Source organism: Enhydrobacter aerosaccus (genome assembly GCF_900167455.1).
Taxonomy (GTDB): Bacteria; Pseudomonadota; Alphaproteobacteria; order Reyranellales; family Reyranellaceae; genus Reyranella; species Reyranella aerosaccus.
In genome coordinates, this window is the sequence record NZ_FUWJ01000001.1 from 811,919 (window position 1) to 829,635 (window position 17,717).

The 17,717-nt window shown below is 65.9% G+C and carries 14 protein-coding genes; 2 read left to right on the forward strand and 12 right to left on the reverse strand.

The window, feature by feature from the left end:
- Positions 1-17: 17 nt before the first annotated feature.
- From B5D62_RS03795 to B5D62_RS03820, 6 genes are read right to left on the reverse strand one after another with little or no spacing between them, the layout of a single operon-like run.
- Positions 18-1,001, reverse strand: coding sequence for an ABC transporter ATP-binding protein (locus tag B5D62_RS03795; protein WP_085932463.1), 984 nt, complete (start codon positions 999-1,001; stop codon positions 18-20).
- Positions 998-2,830, reverse strand: coding sequence for a dipeptide/oligopeptide/nickel ABC transporter permease/ATP-binding protein (locus tag B5D62_RS03800; RefSeq protein WP_085932464.1), 1,833 nt, complete (start codon positions 2,828-2,830; stop codon positions 998-1,000). The genes B5D62_RS03795 and B5D62_RS03800 overlap by 4 nt, the downstream gene beginning before the upstream one ends.
- Complete coding sequence (locus tag B5D62_RS03805) at positions 2,830-3,783, reverse strand: ABC transporter permease (RefSeq protein WP_170920771.1); 954 nt, start codon at positions 3,781-3,783, stop codon at positions 2,830-2,832. The genes B5D62_RS03800 and B5D62_RS03805 overlap by 1 nt, the downstream gene beginning before the upstream one ends.
- A 4-nt stretch (positions 3,784-3,787) precedes the next feature.
- Entirely contained in the window at positions 3,788-5,311 is a 1,524-nt protein-coding gene (locus B5D62_RS03810) for an ABC transporter substrate-binding protein (RefSeq protein ID WP_085932465.1), read from the reverse strand.
- A gap of 33 nt (positions 5,312-5,344) precedes the next feature.
- Positions 5,345-6,997 carry a hydantoinase B/oxoprolinase family protein gene (locus B5D62_RS03815; RefSeq protein WP_085932466.1) on the reverse strand — a complete coding sequence of 551 codons (1,653 nt, stop codon included), beginning with the start codon at positions 6,995-6,997 and terminating at the stop codon, positions 5,345-5,347.
- Positions 6,994-9,063, reverse strand: a complete 2,070-nt coding sequence (locus B5D62_RS03820; RefSeq protein ID WP_085932467.1) for a hydantoinase/oxoprolinase family protein — start codon at positions 9,061-9,063, stop codon at positions 6,994-6,996. The genes B5D62_RS03815 and B5D62_RS03820 overlap by 4 nt, the downstream gene beginning before the upstream one ends.
- Before the next feature lie 153 nt (positions 9,064-9,216).
- Here B5D62_RS03820 and B5D62_RS03825 point away from each other — a divergent pair, with 153 nt between their 5' ends.
- Positions 9,217-10,026, forward strand: coding sequence for an IclR family transcriptional regulator (locus tag B5D62_RS03825; RefSeq protein WP_085932468.1), 810 nt, complete (start codon positions 9,217-9,219; stop codon positions 10,024-10,026).
- Between the two features lie 431 nt (positions 10,027-10,457).
- A complete protein-coding gene (locus B5D62_RS03830; protein ID WP_085932469.1) occupies positions 10,458-11,219 on the forward strand; it encodes a glucose 1-dehydrogenase in 762 nt (253 codons plus the stop codon).
- A gap of 135 nt (positions 11,220-11,354) precedes the next feature.
- Here the strand turns inward: B5D62_RS03830 and B5D62_RS03835 are convergent, their stop codons facing one another.
- The 6 genes from B5D62_RS03835 to B5D62_RS03860 are packed head-to-tail and all read right to left on the reverse strand — an operon-like array spanning position 11,355 to position 17,696.
- Positions 11,355-12,089 (reverse strand): Sua5/YciO/YrdC/YwlC family protein, encoded by a 735-nt coding sequence (locus B5D62_RS03835; RefSeq protein ID WP_085932470.1) that lies wholly within the window; start codon positions 12,087-12,089, stop codon positions 11,355-11,357.
- Between the two features lie 19 nt (positions 12,090-12,108).
- A complete protein-coding gene (locus B5D62_RS03840) occupies positions 12,109-13,323 on the reverse strand; it encodes an MFS transporter (protein ID WP_085932471.1) in 1,215 nt (404 codons plus the stop codon).
- Positions 13,324-13,376: 53 nt separating this feature from the next.
- Positions 13,377-14,822, reverse strand: coding sequence for an MmgE/PrpD family protein (locus B5D62_RS03845; RefSeq protein ID WP_085932472.1), 1,446 nt, complete (start codon positions 14,820-14,822; stop codon positions 13,377-13,379).
- Complete coding sequence (gene leuD / locus B5D62_RS03850; RefSeq protein WP_085932473.1) at positions 14,819-15,424, reverse strand: 3-isopropylmalate dehydratase small subunit; 606 nt, start codon at positions 15,422-15,424, stop codon at positions 14,819-14,821. Before leuD ends, B5D62_RS03845 begins: the two co-directional genes overlap by 4 nt.
- A gap of 3 nt (positions 15,425-15,427) precedes the next feature.
- A complete protein-coding gene (leuC, locus tag B5D62_RS03855) occupies positions 15,428-16,825 on the reverse strand; it encodes a 3-isopropylmalate dehydratase large subunit (RefSeq protein ID WP_085932474.1) in 1,398 nt (465 codons plus the stop codon).
- 4 nt (positions 16,826-16,829) lie between these two features.
- Positions 16,830-17,696 (reverse strand): isocitrate lyase/PEP mutase family protein, encoded by an 867-nt coding sequence (locus B5D62_RS03860; RefSeq protein WP_085932475.1) that lies wholly within the window; start codon positions 17,694-17,696, stop codon positions 16,830-16,832.
- Between the last annotated feature and the right edge of the window lie 21 nt (positions 17,697-17,717).

Genomic DNA, 17,717 nt, shown 5'->3' on the forward strand with positions numbered 1-17,717 from the left:
CTTCTCCAGTCTGCCGTTCAGGCGGTGGGCTCGCCGTTTCGCCAGCATGCGACTTGTCGAGTCCCATCGCCGGACGCCGGCTCCAGTTGTGGCACTGCATCGGCGCAGCGCGGCCGTGCGTCCGGACAGCGCGTGCGGAAGACGCAGCCGGAGGGCGGCTTGGAAGCACTGGGAAGCTCGCCCGCGAGCGGCGCTGTGCGAACGCGGCGATGCAGGGACGGCGTCGCCGCCAACAGGGCGCGGGTGTAGGGATGCGCCGGGGCGTCGAACACTGCTCTCGCCGGTCCTTGCTCGACGATGCGCCCCAGATACATGACGACGATGCGGTCGCAGAGATGGCGCACGACATGAAGGTCGTGGCTGATGAAGACGAGGGCAAGGCCGAGTTCGCTTCGAAGGTCGGCGAGCAGGTTGACGATCTGCGCCTGCACCGACACATCGAGTGCCGACACCGGTTCGTCGGCGACAACGAAGTCCGGCTGAGTCGCCAGCGCGCGGGCGATCGCCACACGCTGGCGCTGGCCGCCCGAGAACTGGTGCGGCAGGCGAGCCGCATAGCTGGGATCGAGCTGGACCTGGCGCAGCAGAGCCGCGACCCGATCGGCGGCATCTTTGGGCGCCACGAGGCGGTGGACGGTCAGGCCGTCGGCAATCTGGGCCCCCACGCTGCGGCGCGGGTCGAGGCTGGCATAGGGATCCTGAAACACCATCTGCATACGCCGTCGCAGCCGCCGCAGCTTGGCGTGGGAAAGGGTTGCCAGATCGGCGTCCTCGAACAGCACGCGACCGTTGCTGGGGGGCAGCAACCGCAACAGCAGGCGTCCCAGGGTGCTCTTGCCGCAGCCTGACTCGCCGACAACGCCGACAGCCTCCCCGCGCCTGATGGCGAAGTCTATGTTCTGGACGGCCAGCAGGGGCACGCCACGCCCCAGAAGGCGACCGCCGCGCGTGAAGCTGCGGCTCAGTCCCTCCGCACGCACGAGGGGCGCCCCGACGGTCATGCAAACTCCCTCCAGCGCAAGCAGCGCGCGGCTCGTCGCTCGCCATGCCTGAACAGTTCGGGCGCCTGACTCTCGCAACCGGGTGTCGCATGTCCGCAGCGGGGGGCGAACGAGCAGCCCTGGGGCAGAGCCCAGGGTTGAGGCACGGCTCCGGCGATCGTGGCCAGACGGTCGATATCGTCTTCGGGCGTGCTCGCGATCAGCGCCGCGGTGTAGGGATGGTGGGGATGTGCGAAGACCTCGGCGGCCGGTCCCTGCTCGACGACCTGTCCCGCGTACATCACCACGACGCGGTCGGCGATCTCGGACACCACCGCAAGATTGTGGCTGACGAAGATCATCCCCATGCCCTGGTCGGAGCGCTTCAGGTCAGACAGCAGATCGAGGATCTGCGCCTGGACCGTGACGTCGAGCGCCGTCGTGGGCTCATCGGCCACCAGCAGCCGCGGATGGTTGGCGATGGCGGTTGCGATCATGACGCGCTGGCGCTGACCGCCGGACAGTTCGTGCGGATAAGCGCGAGCCGCGCGGGAAGGATCGGGCAGCCCGACCCGACGGAGCAGCTCCGTGACGCGGTGACCGGGATTGCCGTGCGCCCTCAGGCTCTCGGCTATTGGGGAGCCGGTACGGTGCAGGGGATTCAGGCTGCTTGACGGGTCTTGGAAAACCATCGCGATGTCGCCGCCGCGCAGGGCGCGAATTTCGCGCTCGCGGAGCCGCAGGATATCGAGCTGCTGGCCGCTGCGGCTGCTCAGGACGATTTCGCCGGAGACGACGCTTATTGCAGGCGGGAGCAACCCCATGATCGCGAGGCCGGTCAGGGTCTTGCCGGAGCCGCTTTCGCCAACGATTGCCACGGTCTCGCCGGGCGCCACATCGAATTCGACACCGCGAACCACCGGGATGGGGCCGTGTGGGCCCGGCGCTTCGAGCGTCAGTCCTCGCACGGAAAGAAGTCCGCTGGCTGTCGGCATCGACGTCGCACGCTTTGACGGCAGTGCTGCGAGTGTGCGCAGGAAACCCGGGCGCGCACGGCTGCCGCGCGGGTCGAGGACATCTCGTAGCCGGTCGCACAGGAGATTCAGGATGAGGACCGTGCCGCTCAGCGCCAAGCACGGCCAGACCAGCAGCAACGGTGCCTGCTCCATGGTGGCGCGCGCACTGCGAATCATCAGACCCCACGAAGGTGCCGGCGGCACGACACCAAGGCCAAGGAAGGAGAGTCCGCTCTCCAGCAGCAAGGCGGCGGCAATGGTAAGCGAGAACTGCACGATCAGCGGCGCGGCGATATTGGGCAGCAGCGTGCGCATCAGGATCCGAACCGTCGGTGTCCCGAGCGATGTCTGCGCCGTTACGTAGTCGAGGTTGCGGGTGGCAAGGGTCTCGGCGTAGGCCACGCGTGCGAAGCCGGGCGCGAAGAGGATGGCGAGGCAGAAGATCAGCGTATCGGCGCCTGGACCGAGAAGCGTGACGACCAGCAGGGCGAGCAGGAGCGGCGGGAAGCAGAGCACCACTTCCGCGGCACGTACGGTGGCAAGCTCGACGAGGCCTCGGAAGTAACCGCCCAGCACACCCAGGAACATGCCGGCGATGGCGGCAAGGAAGGAGGCGGCGAAGGCGACGGAAAGCGATACCCGTGCCCCCCAGACCAGGCGTGCGAGGACGTCGCGGCCATATTCGTCCTGGCCCGCCCAGTGCGCCAGCGACGGGCCGGCGAGGCGCGCACCGACGTCCTGCCGCACAGGGTCGGGCAGCGGCAGGACCGGTGCCAGCAGAGCGGCCGCGACGATCACTGTCAGGAGCAGGCCGGGCATCAGCAGCTTCTGCATCAGCCGTGTCTCACACGCGGATCGATCAGGACGTAGCAGAGATCGATCAGGAGGTTGAGCAACACGAAGAGGGCTGAGATCACCAGGACGATAGCCGTCACCTCGGGATAGTCGCGCGCTTCGACGGCGCGCACGAGGTAGCCGGAAAGGCCGGGATAGTTGAATACGAACTCGACCAGCACCGTGCCGCCCAACAGCGATCCGAGATGCAGCGCCAGCACTGTCACGACGGGCATCAGGGCATTGCGCAGGACGTGACGGCGCACGATTGTGACCGGCGGCAACCCGCGCGCCTGGGCCGCGCGCACATGGTCGCGCTCGAGCACTTCGAGCACTGCCGAGCGCGTGACGCGCAGTACGGCTGCGGCGAGACCCAACGCAATCGTCGCGGCAGGCATCAGCACGAGAATGAAGTGACGCAGCGGATCCTTGGCGAGAGGGACGTAGCCACCGGCCGGCACCCAGTGCAGTTGCTGCGCCAGTACGAGCACGGCCAGCGTGCCAACCACAAATACCGGCACGGAAAGGGCCAGCCCGGCAGCGGCCGACAGGATGCGATCGGGTAGGCGGCCGATGGTGAGCGCGGCGAGGATGCCCAAGGGCAGGCCGATCAAGGTGGCAAGCAGCCCGGCAAGGCCCACGAGCTCAAGAGTGCGCGGCAGGCGCAGCGCGATTTCCGCCCCGATCGGATGTTCGTCCACCATCGATAGGCCGAAGTCGGCGTGCAGCAGGCTGGCCAGATGGTCGCGATACTGCACCCAGAGAGGCTGATCGAGACCGAGCTTCTCGCGCAATGCTGCGACCGAGTCGGGGTCCGGCGCCACGCCACCCTGTGCCAGCAACAGCTCCGCTGGGTCGCCAGGAATCAGGTGGATCACCAGAAAGACCAGCGAGGCGACTGCCCAGACCAGAAGCGCCGCGACCGCCAGACGACGCGCTGCGAAGCTCAACATTCCATCACGCCGTGGTGGTGGTCTCGAAGGTTTCGCCGGAATAGAAAGTGAGGGCACCCGGGAAGTTGCTGAAGCCCGCGACGTCCTTGCGCATCGCGTAGCCCTGGCTGCGCCAGGTCAGGCCGACGATCGGCGCCTGGTCGATCGCAACCTGTTCGAGATTGCGGTAGATCGTGCGCCGCTTTGCCTCGTCGAAGCTTGTACGACCAGCCTCCATCAGTTCGATGATCGAGTCGATCTTCAGGCCGAAGCTTCGCACGTAGGATGCTGCCAGGCTGCCGTCGAGCACGGCAGCGAGGCCGTCAGGATCGTTGCTCTCGGCCGTATTGCCCATGATGCCGATCTCGTATTGGCCTCGGTTGCCGAGGTTCACGCGTGTCGCCCAGTCGGGCAGGTTCAACGTGGCGTTGATGCCGACGGCGGCGAGATGCTGCTGCACGATCTCGGCGCTGTCCTTGTGCATGCCGTATTGCGCAGTCGACAGGAGTGAACAGGAAAGGCCGCCACCGTGGCCGGCCTCGGCCAGCAGCCGCTTGGAGAGGTCCGGATCGTAATGCCAGCCGTTCTTGAAATCGGCGTTGTAGAAGCTGCTCGATTCGGAGATGGGAAGGTGCTCCAGGGGCGAGCCGCGACCAAAGAAGGCGGCCTTCACCAGCTCTTCGCGCTTGATGGCATGCGCCACCGCCCGTCGCACGCGCGCGTCGTTGAAGGGAGGACGGCTGCCGTTGAAGACGAGATACATGAACGGCCCGTCGACGGCGTCGAGCTTGAGCGCCGGATCGCCGGCGATGGCATCCATTGCCTGCCAGGGCACGTACTCGATGAGATCCACATCGCCCGAGCGCAGGGCCGCTAGCCGAAGGTTTTCGTCGGCATAGGCGATCGCCCGGATCGCCTTCAATTTCGGGAGTCCGGGCTTGTAGTAGGCGTCGAAGCGCTCGAGATCGATCGACACACCGCGCTCCTGGCCTTTCGGCACGAATGGCCCCGCACCGATGGGGCTCCCCTTCGGCGAACTGCGCGAAACGATCGGCATGTGGAAGTTGGCCAGCCAATTGGGCACCGTGACCAGCGGCTGCTTGGTGACGAGGCGCACCGTGCGCGCGTCAGGTGCCTCGACCTTGGCGATACGCTGCATCTCGGCGCGGAAATAGGCCGTCGACTTTTCATCGGCGATCTGGTCGAACGTCCACTGTACGTCGGCCGCCGTCACCTTCTCGCCGTTATGGAAGCGTGCGTCGCGCAGTTTGAAGACCCAGGTCTTCTCGTCATCGCGCGACCATGATTCGGCCAGCTCCGGTTGCGGATTGCCGTCCCGGCTGAACGATGTGAGCCCACGGTGGATCATGAGCTTGATGGTCGACGAGGCCGTGCCGCCGTTGGCCCACGGCTGCAGTGTCGGAGGATAGCTCGAAAGGCCGAACGTCAGGAGGCCAGGCGTTGCGGCTCGCACCGCAGGGATGCGCAGGAAGGGCAGGGTGGCGGAAGCTGCCAGCAGGGCGCGACGGTTGAGGGCGGCTGCGGTCATGGATGCTGTCCTCCTGGCATCACCGGGTCTTTGTCACTTAGGGTAGCCATAGACGTCGCGTGCGACCTGTGCGCTGATCGCGCCCTGGGCAAGATCGCGCGCCACCGCATCGAGCTCGCGCTTTTCGGGCATCCCGAAGCCGCCGGCACCGGGCGTGACGACAGCGAACCACTGGCCTGCCTTCAAGACGGCGGTATCCCGGTTGAACGTTACGCCGGGGCCCGGCTCGATACCGCCATGCGCGCCGGGCCCGCCGCCGAACAAGCCCCAACTGCGCGAGCGCTGGCGCGAGACGTCCACACGAACGCGACAGTCGCGATCGGCACGATAAACCCGGCGCAGCCCCATGCCGCCGCGGTACTGGCCGATCCCGCCTGAGTCCGCGACCAGCTCGTAGCGCAATACGGTCAGCGGATATTCTATCTCCAGGGCCTCGACGGGCAGGTTCGAGGTATTCGTCGTGTGCACATGCACGCCGTCGAGGCCGTCCTTATGGGCGCGTGCGCCGTTGCCGCCACCCATGGTCTCCAAATAGACCCACAACGATCCATCCTCCGGCCGCTGCCCTATGAACGACGCCACGGAACAGGCGGAGTTGGAGCAGGCCGTTACGCGGTCCGGCACGGCCTGCGCCAGCGCGCCGAGGATCAGGTCGGAGACGCGCTGGCAGGTCTGTACGCGGCCATTCACCGCCGCTGGATGCGTGCAGTTGAGGATGCTGCCTTCGCGCGCGGTAATGGCGAGAGGACGCGCAAGGCCAGCGTTCGGCGGGATGCTGGGATCCAGCACTGACTTGACGATGTAGTAGGCTGTGGCCAGCAGCGCGGTGTAGGTCATGTTGATGCCGGCGCGCAACTGGTCGGGGGCGTCGAAAGCCAGACTCATGCTGTCGCCCTTGACGGTCACTTCGACGGAGAGGGGCAAGGTCTCGGCGACTTCCTCGTTGTCGAACACGTCCTCGAAGCGCCACGTGCCATCCGGCATGGCGGCAATGCCGGCGCGCATCTTGCGTTCGGCGTAGTCCATCAGTGCCTCTCCGGCGGCGAGCACCGTGGTGATGCCGTATTTGGCGCATAGCGCCTGGAAACGCTGCACGCCGACGCGATTGGCCGCCATCTGCGCACGCAAGTCCGAGAGCCGCTCGCGCGGCACCTGGCAGTTGAGCAGGATCAGGTCGAGGACGTCCTTCTGAAGCTCGCCCCCGCGATAGAGCCGTACCGGCGGGATGCGCAGCCCTTCCTGGTAGATATGCGCATGGCCACGGTCAGCGAAGTCGGCATGATGGGCGAGATTTACCGTCCAGGCGACGATGCGGCCATCGACGAAGATCGGCTCGGCCAGCACGATGTCGGGCAGATGGGTGCCACCGCCCTCGTAGGCGTCGTTACCGATGAAAGCATCGCCGGGCCGCATGTCCTCGATTCGGAAGCGCTTCATGATGTGCGGCACCAGGCCGATGAAGCTGCCCAGATGGATGGGGATGTGCTCGGCTTGGCACAGCGTCTCGCCCTTGGCGTTGAATAGTGCCGTCGAGCAGTCGCGTCGCTCCTTGATATTGGTGGAGTAGGAAGCACGGATCAGCGCTTCGCCAGTCTCCTCGACGATCGAAGCCATGGCGGCGCCGATCACCTCGACGGTGATGGGATCGAGATTGGGTGCCGATGCGACTTTGACGGCCTGGCTCATTGGGCCTCCAGGATCAGGTTGAGGTAGGCATCGACGCGTGCCGATGTGCCGGGTGGCACGACGGTCGTAGCATCCATCTGTTCGACGATGGCCGGTCCCGAAAAGCGGTTGCCGGGCTTCAGTGCGTCGCGCGCATAGATCGGCGTGGAGACGAAATCGCGTGCTTCGGGCAACCAGACCGGCCGTTGTCCGATGATCGCGCCCGATGCATCGGGTCCGGCCTCGGGATGCGCCCGCAACTCGGCTTTGCGCACGAGCCCCGTGGCTTCCAGCCGAAGTGTCACGATCTGGATCGGCTCGCCTTCGGCGACGAAGCCGTAGCGCAGGCGATGCGCCTCGGCAAAGCCCTTGGTCAAGGCTTCAATGGTGGCGGCCGTGATCGGACCCTCGGGTAGCGGCACGGCAAGCTCATAGTTCTGACCGTGGTAGCGCATGTCGGCCGTGCGATTGAGTTGTCGAGCGGCGGAAGCTATCTCCTCATGATCGAACCACTGTTCCGCACGCTCGGCGAGCGTGGCGAAGCTCCGGGCAACGTCGGGCACCGCGGCATCTGTCGCAGGCATCAGCTTGGTGGCGGCAAAGTCGGCCCGCAGGTCGGTGAGCAAGAGCCCCATTGCGCAAAGGATGCCGGGATTGCGCGGTACCAGGACGCGCTTCATGTCGAGTTCCTTGGCGAGCCGTGCGGCATGCAGGGGACCCGCGCCACCGAACGCCATCAGTGTGTAGTCGCGGGGATCGTGGCCGCGCTGGATGGAAATGACACGGATGGCGCGCGCCATGTTGGCTGTGACCACCGACAGGATTCCCTGCGCTGTTTCCATCACGCCTAGGCCCAGCCGGTCAGCGAGGCGGCCGATCGCGGCCTTGGCAAGATCCTGGCGGATCTTCATCCGTCCACCCAGGAGATATTCCGGATTCAGCGTCTGCAGCACGACGTTGGCATCGGTGGTCGCAGGCTCGGAATTGCCGCGGTCGTAGCAGACCGGGCCTGGATCGGCGCCGCAGGAGCGCGGCCCGACCTTCAGGAGCCCGCCTGCATCGATATAGGCGATCGAGCCGCCGCCTGCTCCGACGGTGTGGATGTCAAGCATGGGCGCCTTGATCGGATAGCCGTGTACGGTCGCTTCGGTTGCGAGCTTGCACCGTCCACCCCGCAGGAGAGCGACGTCGGTCGACGTGCCGCCCATGTCGAACGTGATCAGGTCTTCGAAGCCCGCCAGCATCCCGATTGCCTGGGCGCCGACGACACCCGTCGACGGGCCCGACAATACGGTGCGCACCGGCATCTCGGCCGCTGTCGCGAAGCCGATGACGCCGCCGTTCGATTGCGTCAGATGCGGCGTTGCCGTCATGCCGAGCGCCTCCAGCCGGGGGCTGAGCCGCTGGATGTAGTTTTTCATGACGGGGCCCAGATAGGCGTTCAATACCACTGTCGAGAGGCGCTCGAATTCGCGGAACTCCGGGGCGATCTCATGGCCCGCGGAAACGAAGGCATCCGGCATCTCCTCGCGCAGGATTTCGACGGCGCGCCGTTCATGCTCGGGACGGATGAAGCCATAGAGAAACGACACGGCGATGGCCTTCACCCCGGCGGAGGCGAGCGCCCTGGCGGCGGCTCGCATCTTCGTCTCGTCGAGCGGGATGTCGATGTCGCCCGTGTGCCGTACGCGTTCGGGCACTTCGAGTCGCAAGTCGCGCGACACCAGCGTCGGCGGCTTGTCGGCCTGCATGTCATAGAGATCCGGCCGCTTCTGCCGGCCGATCTCCAGCAGATCGCGAAAGCCGTCGGTGGTGACCAGTCCCGTCTTCACACCGCGATGCTGGATCAGCGCGTTGGTCGCGACCGTCGTGCCGTGGCCGAAATAGGCGACGGGCGCCCCGGGGCGGTCGCCCGCATCCGGGGCGACACGGCGCATGCCTTCCTCTACGCCCTGCGCGATGCCGCGCGACGGATCGTCGGGTGTCGATGGGACCTTCCAGACTTCAACCTGGCCCCGCTCTTCGTCGAACAGGCAGACATCGGTGAACGTCCCACCGGAATCCACGCCCACGCGCCATTTCGACATCCAGAAGCTCCTTGAAGAGTCCGTGACGAATTCAGTGTTGCTCTGGCTGGTGAGGCAAGCAAAATCTCTGCCTTAGAACTTTTTCGCTAAAATTTATCATTCAGCGATAACAATGCAGGCTGAACAGAGTTCAGATCGCGAGGAAATGGAAGCATGGTGACCAGAGACCCGGACGGGCTGCTGCCGCGTGTCGTGCGCCTGCTGCATCTTTTGGCAGAACAGGGAACGCGCGGTGCGCGGCTCACCGCGATCGCCGAATTGGCGGGGATGCCTCGTCCCAGCGTGCATCGACTGCTGCGCGCAATGACGGAGGAGAAGCTCGTCTCCTTCGATCCCATGACCAAGCGCTACGGATTGGGCATCGACCTCTTTCTGCTGGCGGCCAAGGCTGGCAACCCCATGGGACTGCGCGAGATCTGTCGGCCGGTATTGCTACGTCTGACGGCAAGCCTGGGCGAGACGCTCTTTCTCCTGGTGCGCAGCGGCTACGATGCAGTCTGCATCGATCGCAGTGCTGGGCCGTTGCCGATACGCTCCTTTACCGGCGACATAGGCGGGCGCGTGCCGTTGGGGCTGGGGCAGGGTGCCACGGCGATCTTGGCGTTTCTGCCGGACGATGAGCAGGACGAGGTCATTCGCCACAATTCGGCACGATTGCGTGAGAGTGGCGGGGCCGATGAAGCCTCGCTGCGCGCCGAACTCGCGCGGGTGCGCAACGCAGGCTATTGCGACGGGGCAAAAGGCCTGATCCCCGGCATGAGCGGCTTGGGTGTTCCCATCCTCGACCATGACGGTCGGGCCGTGGCAGCCCTCAGCGTCGGCAGCACGATCGACCGGCTGACGCCCGAACGGTCGGTGGTGATCGCTTCCCTGTTGAAGCGTGAAGCCATAACGATCGGCGCCCGGCTCAACCCGTTCGATCCGGTACTCAGACGGCCGGCAGCGGCAATGGAAGTGGCTTAGTGAAAATGCTGAGCCCCGACTGTACGGTCCTTGATGGAGGCAGGAAGGATTTCCACCATTCTCGAAGTGAGTTGAGTCGGAGCATTCCTGGCGCCGTAACCTGCTGGCGGGTTCAGGCCAATCTCGAGTCGAATCAGACAGTCCGTGGTGCCGCCCCTGTCGCTAGCGCTCGGCGCTGGCGTCGGCATAGCTGCCCATCTGGGCAGCGACCTCGAAGATGCGCAAAGCGTTCAAGGGAGGGAGGCGGCGCATGTGAACCCGTGAGAGAAACGAACGATACTCGAAATCATTGATAGGTGCTGACGCTCCGTCCCCATCTGCGCGTCTCGATGGCGGGCGCGTGACCATCACCTGGACCGGCCAAAGCTGCCGCATGCAACAGTCAGTCCCAGCCTGATCGAAATCTCACCATTACATGAAAGGTTCACCCGATGGATACTGTCTCTCGAACGCCGCTCATTCTGATAACGGGTGGAAGTCGTGGCGTAGGCGCAGCGACCGCTCGGCTCGCAGCGGCTAGAGGCTATGATGTCGCAATCAGCTTCGCCTCTAATGAGTCTGCGGCGCGTGCGGTGGTGGACGATGTCGAAGCGACCGGGCGCCGGGCTCTGGCCGTGTGTGCGGACAGCGCCGATCCAAAACAGGTCGCTCAACTCTTCGCCGAGATCGATCGGGAGTTCGGCCGGATCGACGTGCTGGTGAACAACGCGGCGATCATCGCAAAGCAATCCCGGATAGAGAATCTCGAGTTCGAGCGGATGCAGCGCATCTTCGCGATCAATGCCATCGGGCCGATCCTCTGCGCCCAGCAGGCCGTGAAGCGCATGTCGTATCGGCACAACGGGCAAGGCGGCGTCGTGATCAATATCTCGTCAGCATCGGCCCGGCTCGGCAGTCCGAATGAGTATGTGGACTACGCCGCGTCGAAGGGCGCTCTCGAAACATTCACGACCGGGTTGGCGAAAGAGGTTGCGCGGGACGGGATTCGCGTCTGCTGCATTCGCCCCGGGCACATCTACACCGAGATGCATGCCAGCGGCGGAGAGCCGGGACGGGTAGACCGCGTTAAGGATTCGATTCCCATGGGGAGGGGCGGTCAACCGGAGGAGGTCGCGCGGGCGATACTGTGGCTGGCAAGCGCCGAGGCGTCCTTCATCACCGGCACGTTCCTTGACGTCACCGGCGGCAAATGAGCGTGGGCCGGATCGGCCGTCGGTCGCCTCCGGCATGCCAAGTTCAACTTAGCACCGAACCATCGTTCGAGAGTGCGATAACGCTTCAGTGCCAAGCAGAATGACACATTGTGGTCGTTAAGGCCGTAGTTTCCACTACGTGGTCGCCATGAGCTCGAACTCGCGTAGATGCCCGGACGGTAGCGTGTCGCGGCCGGGATCGGCAGGAAGTCCGATTTGAAAATGGCGCTTCAAGGCATCCGAAATCAGCTCGTAGCAGGAGCCGATCCGGATGACCTCGACCTGGGGGAAACGGATGATGGTGGCAGAGCGGTTGTAGTGATGGTACTTGCGCAAGCCATAGTCGACGATGATGTCGGCGATGGCCTTGATCTCAGGCTGGATGTCCTCGATCCGGAATTTCGGACCGGTGCCGCTCAGGTTTGCCGACGATCCGAAGATCGGCTGCATCGCCTCGCGGCTCAGCCGGCAGAGCTCGGCATAGAGCCGCCCCGCATTGAGCAGCATGCCGATTGTGCCGTTCGCCGTGCTGGCCTGTAGGAGCTCCGGCGCGACGCGCTGCAGTAGCGGATGGTCGGTCGCGTAGGGCGCGACGGCTCCGAACGGCAGGTCGTAGTCCACCGTGATCGCGTCGATGATGTCGCGTGAGCGACTATCGAGGACATGGATCTCGCGCTGCGTTTCCAGGCTGCACAGCATGGCATGGCGCTTGTGGCTGCCGCGCCGCTTGGTGTCGAAGATCTTCTGCAGCGCCTGCGGCGACCCGCCCATGATCGCGTAGCCGGCATCGTTGGGAAAAATGGCGATACCGCCCGCCTTGAGAACATCGAAGACCCGCCGTGCGTCGCCGGCGATGTCGAAAACTGTCATGCTTTCCTCCTTGCTGGGGTCATATGCTCGAGTTGGGCGCCGGGACGCCAAGCGGCTTGCTGGCAGGTGAAAGCGGCACGAGCGCCAGCGCACACAGGGCGGCAATGCAGAGGGCGCTGACCATGAAGATGAAGCCGCTCGCGAACGTGCCGCTCGCAGTCACCAGGTAGCCGATGACGCTGGGAGCGACGACGCTGCCGATCTGGCCGATGGCGCTCACGATACCGGAATAGGCGGCGCGCGCTTTCTCAGGCGCCAAGTCGAGCACGATCGCACCATACATGCTGAGCGCCGAATAGATGAATAGGGCCGCCGCCGAGAGACCGGCAAGTGACCCTGCGAGCGTCCCGGCCGCATAGGCGCAATAGAGCGAGGCGCAGGCAAGCAGATAGAGTGCTGCCAGGAACTGCGGCCGATGGCGGTGCAACGGCCCGCTGCCGAGCCAGCCGGTCAGCACGAGGCCGACAAGCGCGAACACATAAGGGATTCCGCCGAGCATTCCGGTGGCCTTGATGTCGATGTGCCGCTCGAGCGCGAGGTAGCTCGGCATCCAGCCGAGGAAGCCCCAGAAGGCGATGTTCCACAACGAGAAGGCCGACCCGATCAGCCAGAGTGATGGCAGGCGAAGCAGCTCGCGGAACGATGCCGTATCCTTTGCCATGGAAACACGCGGCGTGACAGAGGCGGCCGGAAGGAGCACGCGGTTCGCGAACGCGACGAGGATGGCCGGGACCGCAAGCATGATGAACACGGACTGCCAGGGGAAGGAGGCCAGCAGCAGGCCCACGAGCGGCCCCGTGAAGGCGGGTGCCACGGCAAAAGCCGTCACCCAGATGGCGGCCGCTTTTGCCCGCTCCTTGACGTCGAAGTTGTCGCCAATCGCCTTGTAGGTAGCGGCGTTCGACAGGCCTTCGGCGAGACCGAAGCACAGCCGTACGGCGACGATGGCCCCCACAGTCGAGACGAGACCGGTGATGCCCGTGAAAAGCGCCCAGAACAGTGGCCCTATGATGAGCACCCGCCGCGCGCCCCAGCGATCGGCGATCAGACCGCCCGGGATCTGCGCCAGGAAATAGCCAAGCGCGAAGGAAGACAGGACGATGCCGAAGGTCTTGGGCTCGATGTGGAGGGAGTGCATGATCGACGGGCCGGCGAAGCCAATGACCACGCGTTCCATGTAGTTCACGACCGTAAGCAGCCATACCGCGAAGACTACGTGATATCGTCCGGCCATTTCCGTCTCCCGATTTGCGCCCGTTTTTCTTGTCGGCTGGCTTGGATGCCGCCTTAATCGGCCTGTGCGCCCAGCGCCGGCCGCGTCTCTTCTGCTAGCAACGGAAAGAGATCCGAGATGTCTCCGGCCCGCTCGAGGCCGAGTACTGCTGCCTCGATTCGGTCGCGCCGGTCGGCCGAAATGACCGGCTCGCATAGCGTCCTGAACTTAGAGGCGATTTCCTCGTTCGAAATCTCGTCCGACATGCGCAGGCTCCGCTCTGCCTCGCGCACGCTCCCGTCGGTGAAGGTGATGCGCAGCCGGCTGCGCAGCTTCAAGTGCGGCGCCCCCTGGAAACGGGTTTCCTCGTGCATACGCACCTTGGGAATCATCTCCCACACATCGTCCGCGGCGATTCGTTCGGCTGTGTACTGGTGGATCATCGCCGCGTCATCGAGGACGGCGACCGCGACCGCATAGGCAAGGCTCATCTGCGCGCCCACGGATGTGAGCGGCCGTTCGACGGGGAATGCGCCGTGATGGAAGACGGCCTTGCCGACCCAGACGTCGATGTTGGCGATATCCTCCACCCGGAACGGTCGCTCCGCGCGCATCGCCCGTATCGTGTCGATTGCCGAATGCAGTCCGCCCATGGCGGCATAGGGCTTGACGACGATCCGTTCCGTCTCCCATCGCTCACCGAGGTCCTTGGCGACTTCGCTTGCCTCGGGCGCGTGTCCTTCGCCGAAGGTGGCGAGATATCCGCCATAGTCCCGCTCGAAGGAACGCTTGATCCCAGTATAGCCGTCGGCCGCCAGCCAGGCGGCGTAAAGCCCGGCGCGGGCGGAGAAGCCGTGATGCATACGCTTGGACATGGCTTCGAACTGCGCGGCCATCAGTCCAGCGGACTGCGTCCCAGCGAGGCCGAGCGCGTCCTCGAAGGCGGCGGCATCGAGGCCGATCAGCGTGCCTGCCGCGGCGGCTGCAGCATGCGTGCCGAACACCGCGCCCGAATGCCAGCCGCGCGAGAGCATTTCGATGCCGTGCAATGCCAGACCAATCCGCGGTCCGACTTCGAAACCGGCGATCGCTCCTTTGAGGAATGTGGCCCCGGTCACTGGACCGCGGAGCTGGGCACAGGCGAGCAGGGCCGGCAGGACCAACGAGGCGCTGTGCAGCGGCGCGAAGGGATGGAAGTCGTCGAGCTCGAAGCCCTGGATGAAGGTTCCGTTGAGTAGCGCCGCCGCAGGCGCCGGCACGCCTCGGTTCCAACCGATCAGCGACGCCGGCCCGCTACCCTCGAGCCGGCAGACGGATGCGACGGCGCGGCGTGACCATGGTAGCCGCGCACCGACAAGCGCACAGCCGATGCCATCGAGAACGAGGTAAGCGGCGCGACGCCGGACCGCCTCAGGGACATCTTCGAGCCGAAAGCTGGCGAGCCAGCTCGCGAGCCGGCCGGTCGGTCCCGAAGGGTCCGTAGCGTCCCGACGGCCTTGGATGAAGCCAGGCGCGTTCATCGCACATGTCCTTGCTTGTTCGGCGCGCACCAAGGGCGCCGCACGGCATCGGCTTGCTGCCAAGCGGCGATCTCCGCCAAGCGCCGCAGTGTCAGGCCGAGCTCGTCGACGCCTTCCAGCAGAAGCTCGCGGCGGAGCGAATCGATGGCGAACGGATGGGCGGCGCCGTCGGGCGCGATCACGCGGCATTGCCGCAGGTCGACGGTGACGGGCGCGCCGTGGGCTGCCTGCGCCGCAAGCGAAGCCACAGCCGCCTCCGGCAGGACGACCGGCAGCATGCCATTATGGAAGCAGTTCGCGAAGAAGATGTCGCCGAACGACGGCGCAATGATCGAGCGCAAGCCTGTTTCCTGCAGGGCCCAGACCGCACCTTCGCGCGACGATCCGCAGCCGAAATTGGCGCCCGCCAGCAGGATCGGCGCGCCACGGAACGGCGGCCGATCGAGAACGAAGTCCAGCCCACGCAGCGCCTCGAGCGCATAGCGGCCGAGTTCACGGCGCGGCAACTGGGTCAGCCGCTCGATGCGGATGATCACGTCGGTGTCGATGTCCCGCCGCAACAACGGCGCTGCCGGCCCGGTGATAATCGTGAACGGCTCCATCGCTCAGATCTCCCGGATGTCGGCGATGGCGCCGGCGATTGCGGCCGCGGCAGCGCTCGCCGGGCTCGCGAGATGGGTGCGGGCGCCGGGCCCCTGGCGGCCGACGAAGTTGCGGTTCGAGGTGCTGACGGCGCGACGGCCGGGCGGCACGACCTCGCCATTGGCGGCGACGCACATCGAGCAGCCGGGCTCGCGCCATTCGAAGCCGGCGGCGCGGAAGATCTCGTCGAGCCCTTCCGCTTCGGCAGCGTCCTTGACCTCGACCGAACCGGGGACGACCCACGCCTTCACGGCCGCTGCCACGCGCCGACCGCGGACAACCCGAGCCGCATCGCGCAGGTCAGTGAGCCGGGCATTCGCGCAGGAGCCGATGAAGACCCAGTCGACTGGCGTACCGCAGAGCTTCTGTCCCGGCGTCAGCCCCATGTAGTCGAGTGCCGCCTGCCAGGCCTCGCGGCGCGCGGCGTCCGGCGCCGCGCAGGGATCCGGAGCCGTGCCGTCGATGGCGATGGCATGCTCGGGCGAGGTGCCCCAGGTGATCGTGGGGGGCACGCAGCCGAGGTTGAAAAGCGCTTCCCGGTCGAAGCGTGCCCCGTCGTCGGTGCGCAACTCGCTCCAGTCGGCGATCGCTGCATCGAAGTCCGCGCCGGCCGGCGCAAAGGGCTTCCCGCGCAGATAGTCGACCGTGGCCTGATCGGGCGCGCAGAGGGCGATCTTGCTGCCGAGCTCCACAGACATGTTGCAGAGCGTGAGCCGCGCCTCGATCGGCAGAGCTGCAATGCCGGGCCCGGCATGCTCGATCGCATGACCCGTGCCGGCGGCGGCACCGAGCGTACCGATGACGTGCAAGGCAAGATCTTTCGCCGTTACGCCAGGCTTGAGTGCGCCTTCATAGACGATCCTCATCTGGCGCGGCTTCTTCTGGCGCAATGTCTGGGTTGCGAGCACATGCACGAGCTCGGACGAACCGATGCCGAAGGCAAGCGCGCCCAGCCCACCATGGGTGCAGGTGTGGCTGTCGCCGCAGACGAGTGTCGTGCCCGGCAATGTGATGCCAAGTTCGGGGGCCATCACGTGGACGATGCCCTGCCCGCGCTGGCCGATATCGAAGAAAGGTATGCCAACCTTCTGCGATTGCTCGCGCAGTACCCGGTAGAGCGGCGCACCCTGGTCGTAAGTCTCTCCGGTTCTGCCGGGCGCGCTGCTGACGGCGTGATCTGCCGTGGCAAAGGTGAGGTCGGGGCGGTTGAGCGGAAGCCCGCGTTCGGCGAGCGTGGCGAGTCCGCCCGACCCCGACAGGTCGTGCAGCAGGTGGCGATCGATGTGTAGGAGCGCCCAGCCGCCGCCGAGCTCGGCCACGACATGCGCCTCCCAGAGGCGGTCGAAGAGTGTACTGGGCATGGGCTTACGCCGCCGCCCGGGGCGCTTGCCGCCGTAGCGCGTCCCATTCCTCCGCGCCGAGCCGGCGGAATCGTTCGCCGATCGTCCGGCCTGCAGCGCCGGCAGGCGCGGCGCCGCTGCTTCGCAGATCGGCGAGGGCGGCATCGCAGGCATCGAGGACGGCGGTCAGCAGCAGGCCCGGCAGAATGGCGATGCGGTACCCCATCTCTGCGATCGCCTTCAGCGGCATGTCGGGCGTCTTGCCGCCGGAGACGACATTGAGCAGGCACGGGCCATGAACGAAACGCGGAATGGCGGCGATCTCATCGACGCTTCGCGGCGCTTCGATGAAGGCGATGTCGGCGCCGGCGTCGAGCGCCATGTTCACTCGCACGACCGCTTCGTCGAGACCGTCCATTGCGCGGGCATCGGTTCGCGCGATGAGCACGAAGGCGTGATCGCAGCGCGCGGCCGCCGCCGCCGCGATCTTTGCCGCGAATTCCTCACGCGGCACGATCTCCTTGCCGTCGAGGTGCCCGCAGCGCTTAGGTGCAACCTGATCCTCGATCTGGATCGCGGCGATGCCGCGCATCTCGTACTCGCGCACGGTGCGGGTCGCGTTGAGCTCGTTGCCGTAACCGGTGTCTGCATCGGCAATGACGGGGACGTCGACCGAGCGCGCCAGGATGCCGGCCGCCGCGGCCATCTCGCTCAGTGTTAGCAGGCCATAGTCGGGGAAGCCGTGCGCCGCCGAGACGCCGGCGCCGGTCATGTAGACGGCGTCGAAACCGGCCTGGGCGGACAGGCGCGCCGTGATGCCGTCATAGGCGCCAGGGGCAGTGAGCAAGCCTCCCTCGCTCAGCTTCGTGCGGAGCCGATGCGCAGCCTTCATCGTGTTATCCTCCCTTATGCC

Bases quoted from the DNA above. Each gene is read 5' to 3' on its own strand.
- B5D62_RS03795 (WP_085932463.1), bottom strand. From the start codon at position 1,001: ATGACCGTCGGGGCGCCCCTCGTGCGTGCGGAGGGACTGAGCCGCAGC.
- B5D62_RS03800 (WP_085932464.1), bottom strand. From the start codon at position 2,830: ATGCAGAAGCTGCTGATGCCCGGCCTGCTCCTGACAGTGATCGTCGCG.
- B5D62_RS03805 (WP_170920771.1), bottom strand. From the start codon at position 3,783: ATGTTGAGCTTCGCAGCGCGTCGTCTGGCGGTCGCGGCGCTTCTGGTC.
- B5D62_RS03810 (WP_085932465.1), bottom strand. From the start codon at position 5,311: ATGACCGCAGCCGCCCTCAACCGTCGCGCCCTGCTGGCAGCTTCCGCC.
- B5D62_RS03815 (WP_085932466.1), bottom strand. From the start codon at position 6,997: ATGAGCCAGGCCGTCAAAGTCGCATCGGCACCCAATCTCGATCCCATC.
- B5D62_RS03820 (WP_085932467.1), bottom strand. From the start codon at position 9,063: ATGTCGAAATGGCGCGTGGGCGTGGATTCCGGTGGGACGTTCACCGAT.
- B5D62_RS03825 (WP_085932468.1), top strand. From the start codon at position 9,217: ATGGTGACCAGAGACCCGGACGGGCTGCTGCCGCGTGTCGTGCGCCTG.
- B5D62_RS03830 (WP_085932469.1), top strand. From the start codon at position 10,458: ATGGATACTGTCTCTCGAACGCCGCTCATTCTGATAACGGGTGGAAGT.
- B5D62_RS03835 (WP_085932470.1), bottom strand. From the start codon at position 12,089: ATGACAGTTTTCGACATCGCCGGCGACGCACGGCGGGTCTTCGATGTT.
- B5D62_RS03840 (WP_085932471.1), bottom strand. From the start codon at position 13,323: ATGGCCGGACGATATCACGTAGTCTTCGCGGTATGGCTGCTTACGGTC.
- B5D62_RS03845 (WP_085932472.1), bottom strand. From the start codon at position 14,822: ATGAACGCGCCTGGCTTCATCCAAGGCCGTCGGGACGCTACGGACCCT.
- leuD (WP_085932473.1), bottom strand. From the start codon at position 15,424: ATGGAGCCGTTCACGATTATCACCGGGCCGGCAGCGCCGTTGTTGCGG.
- leuC (WP_085932474.1), bottom strand. From the start codon at position 16,825: ATGCCCAGTACACTCTTCGACCGCCTCTGGGAGGCGCATGTCGTGGCC.
- B5D62_RS03860 (WP_085932475.1), bottom strand. From the start codon at position 17,696: ATGAAGGCTGCGCATCGGCTCCGCACGAAGCTGAGCGAGGGAGGCTTG.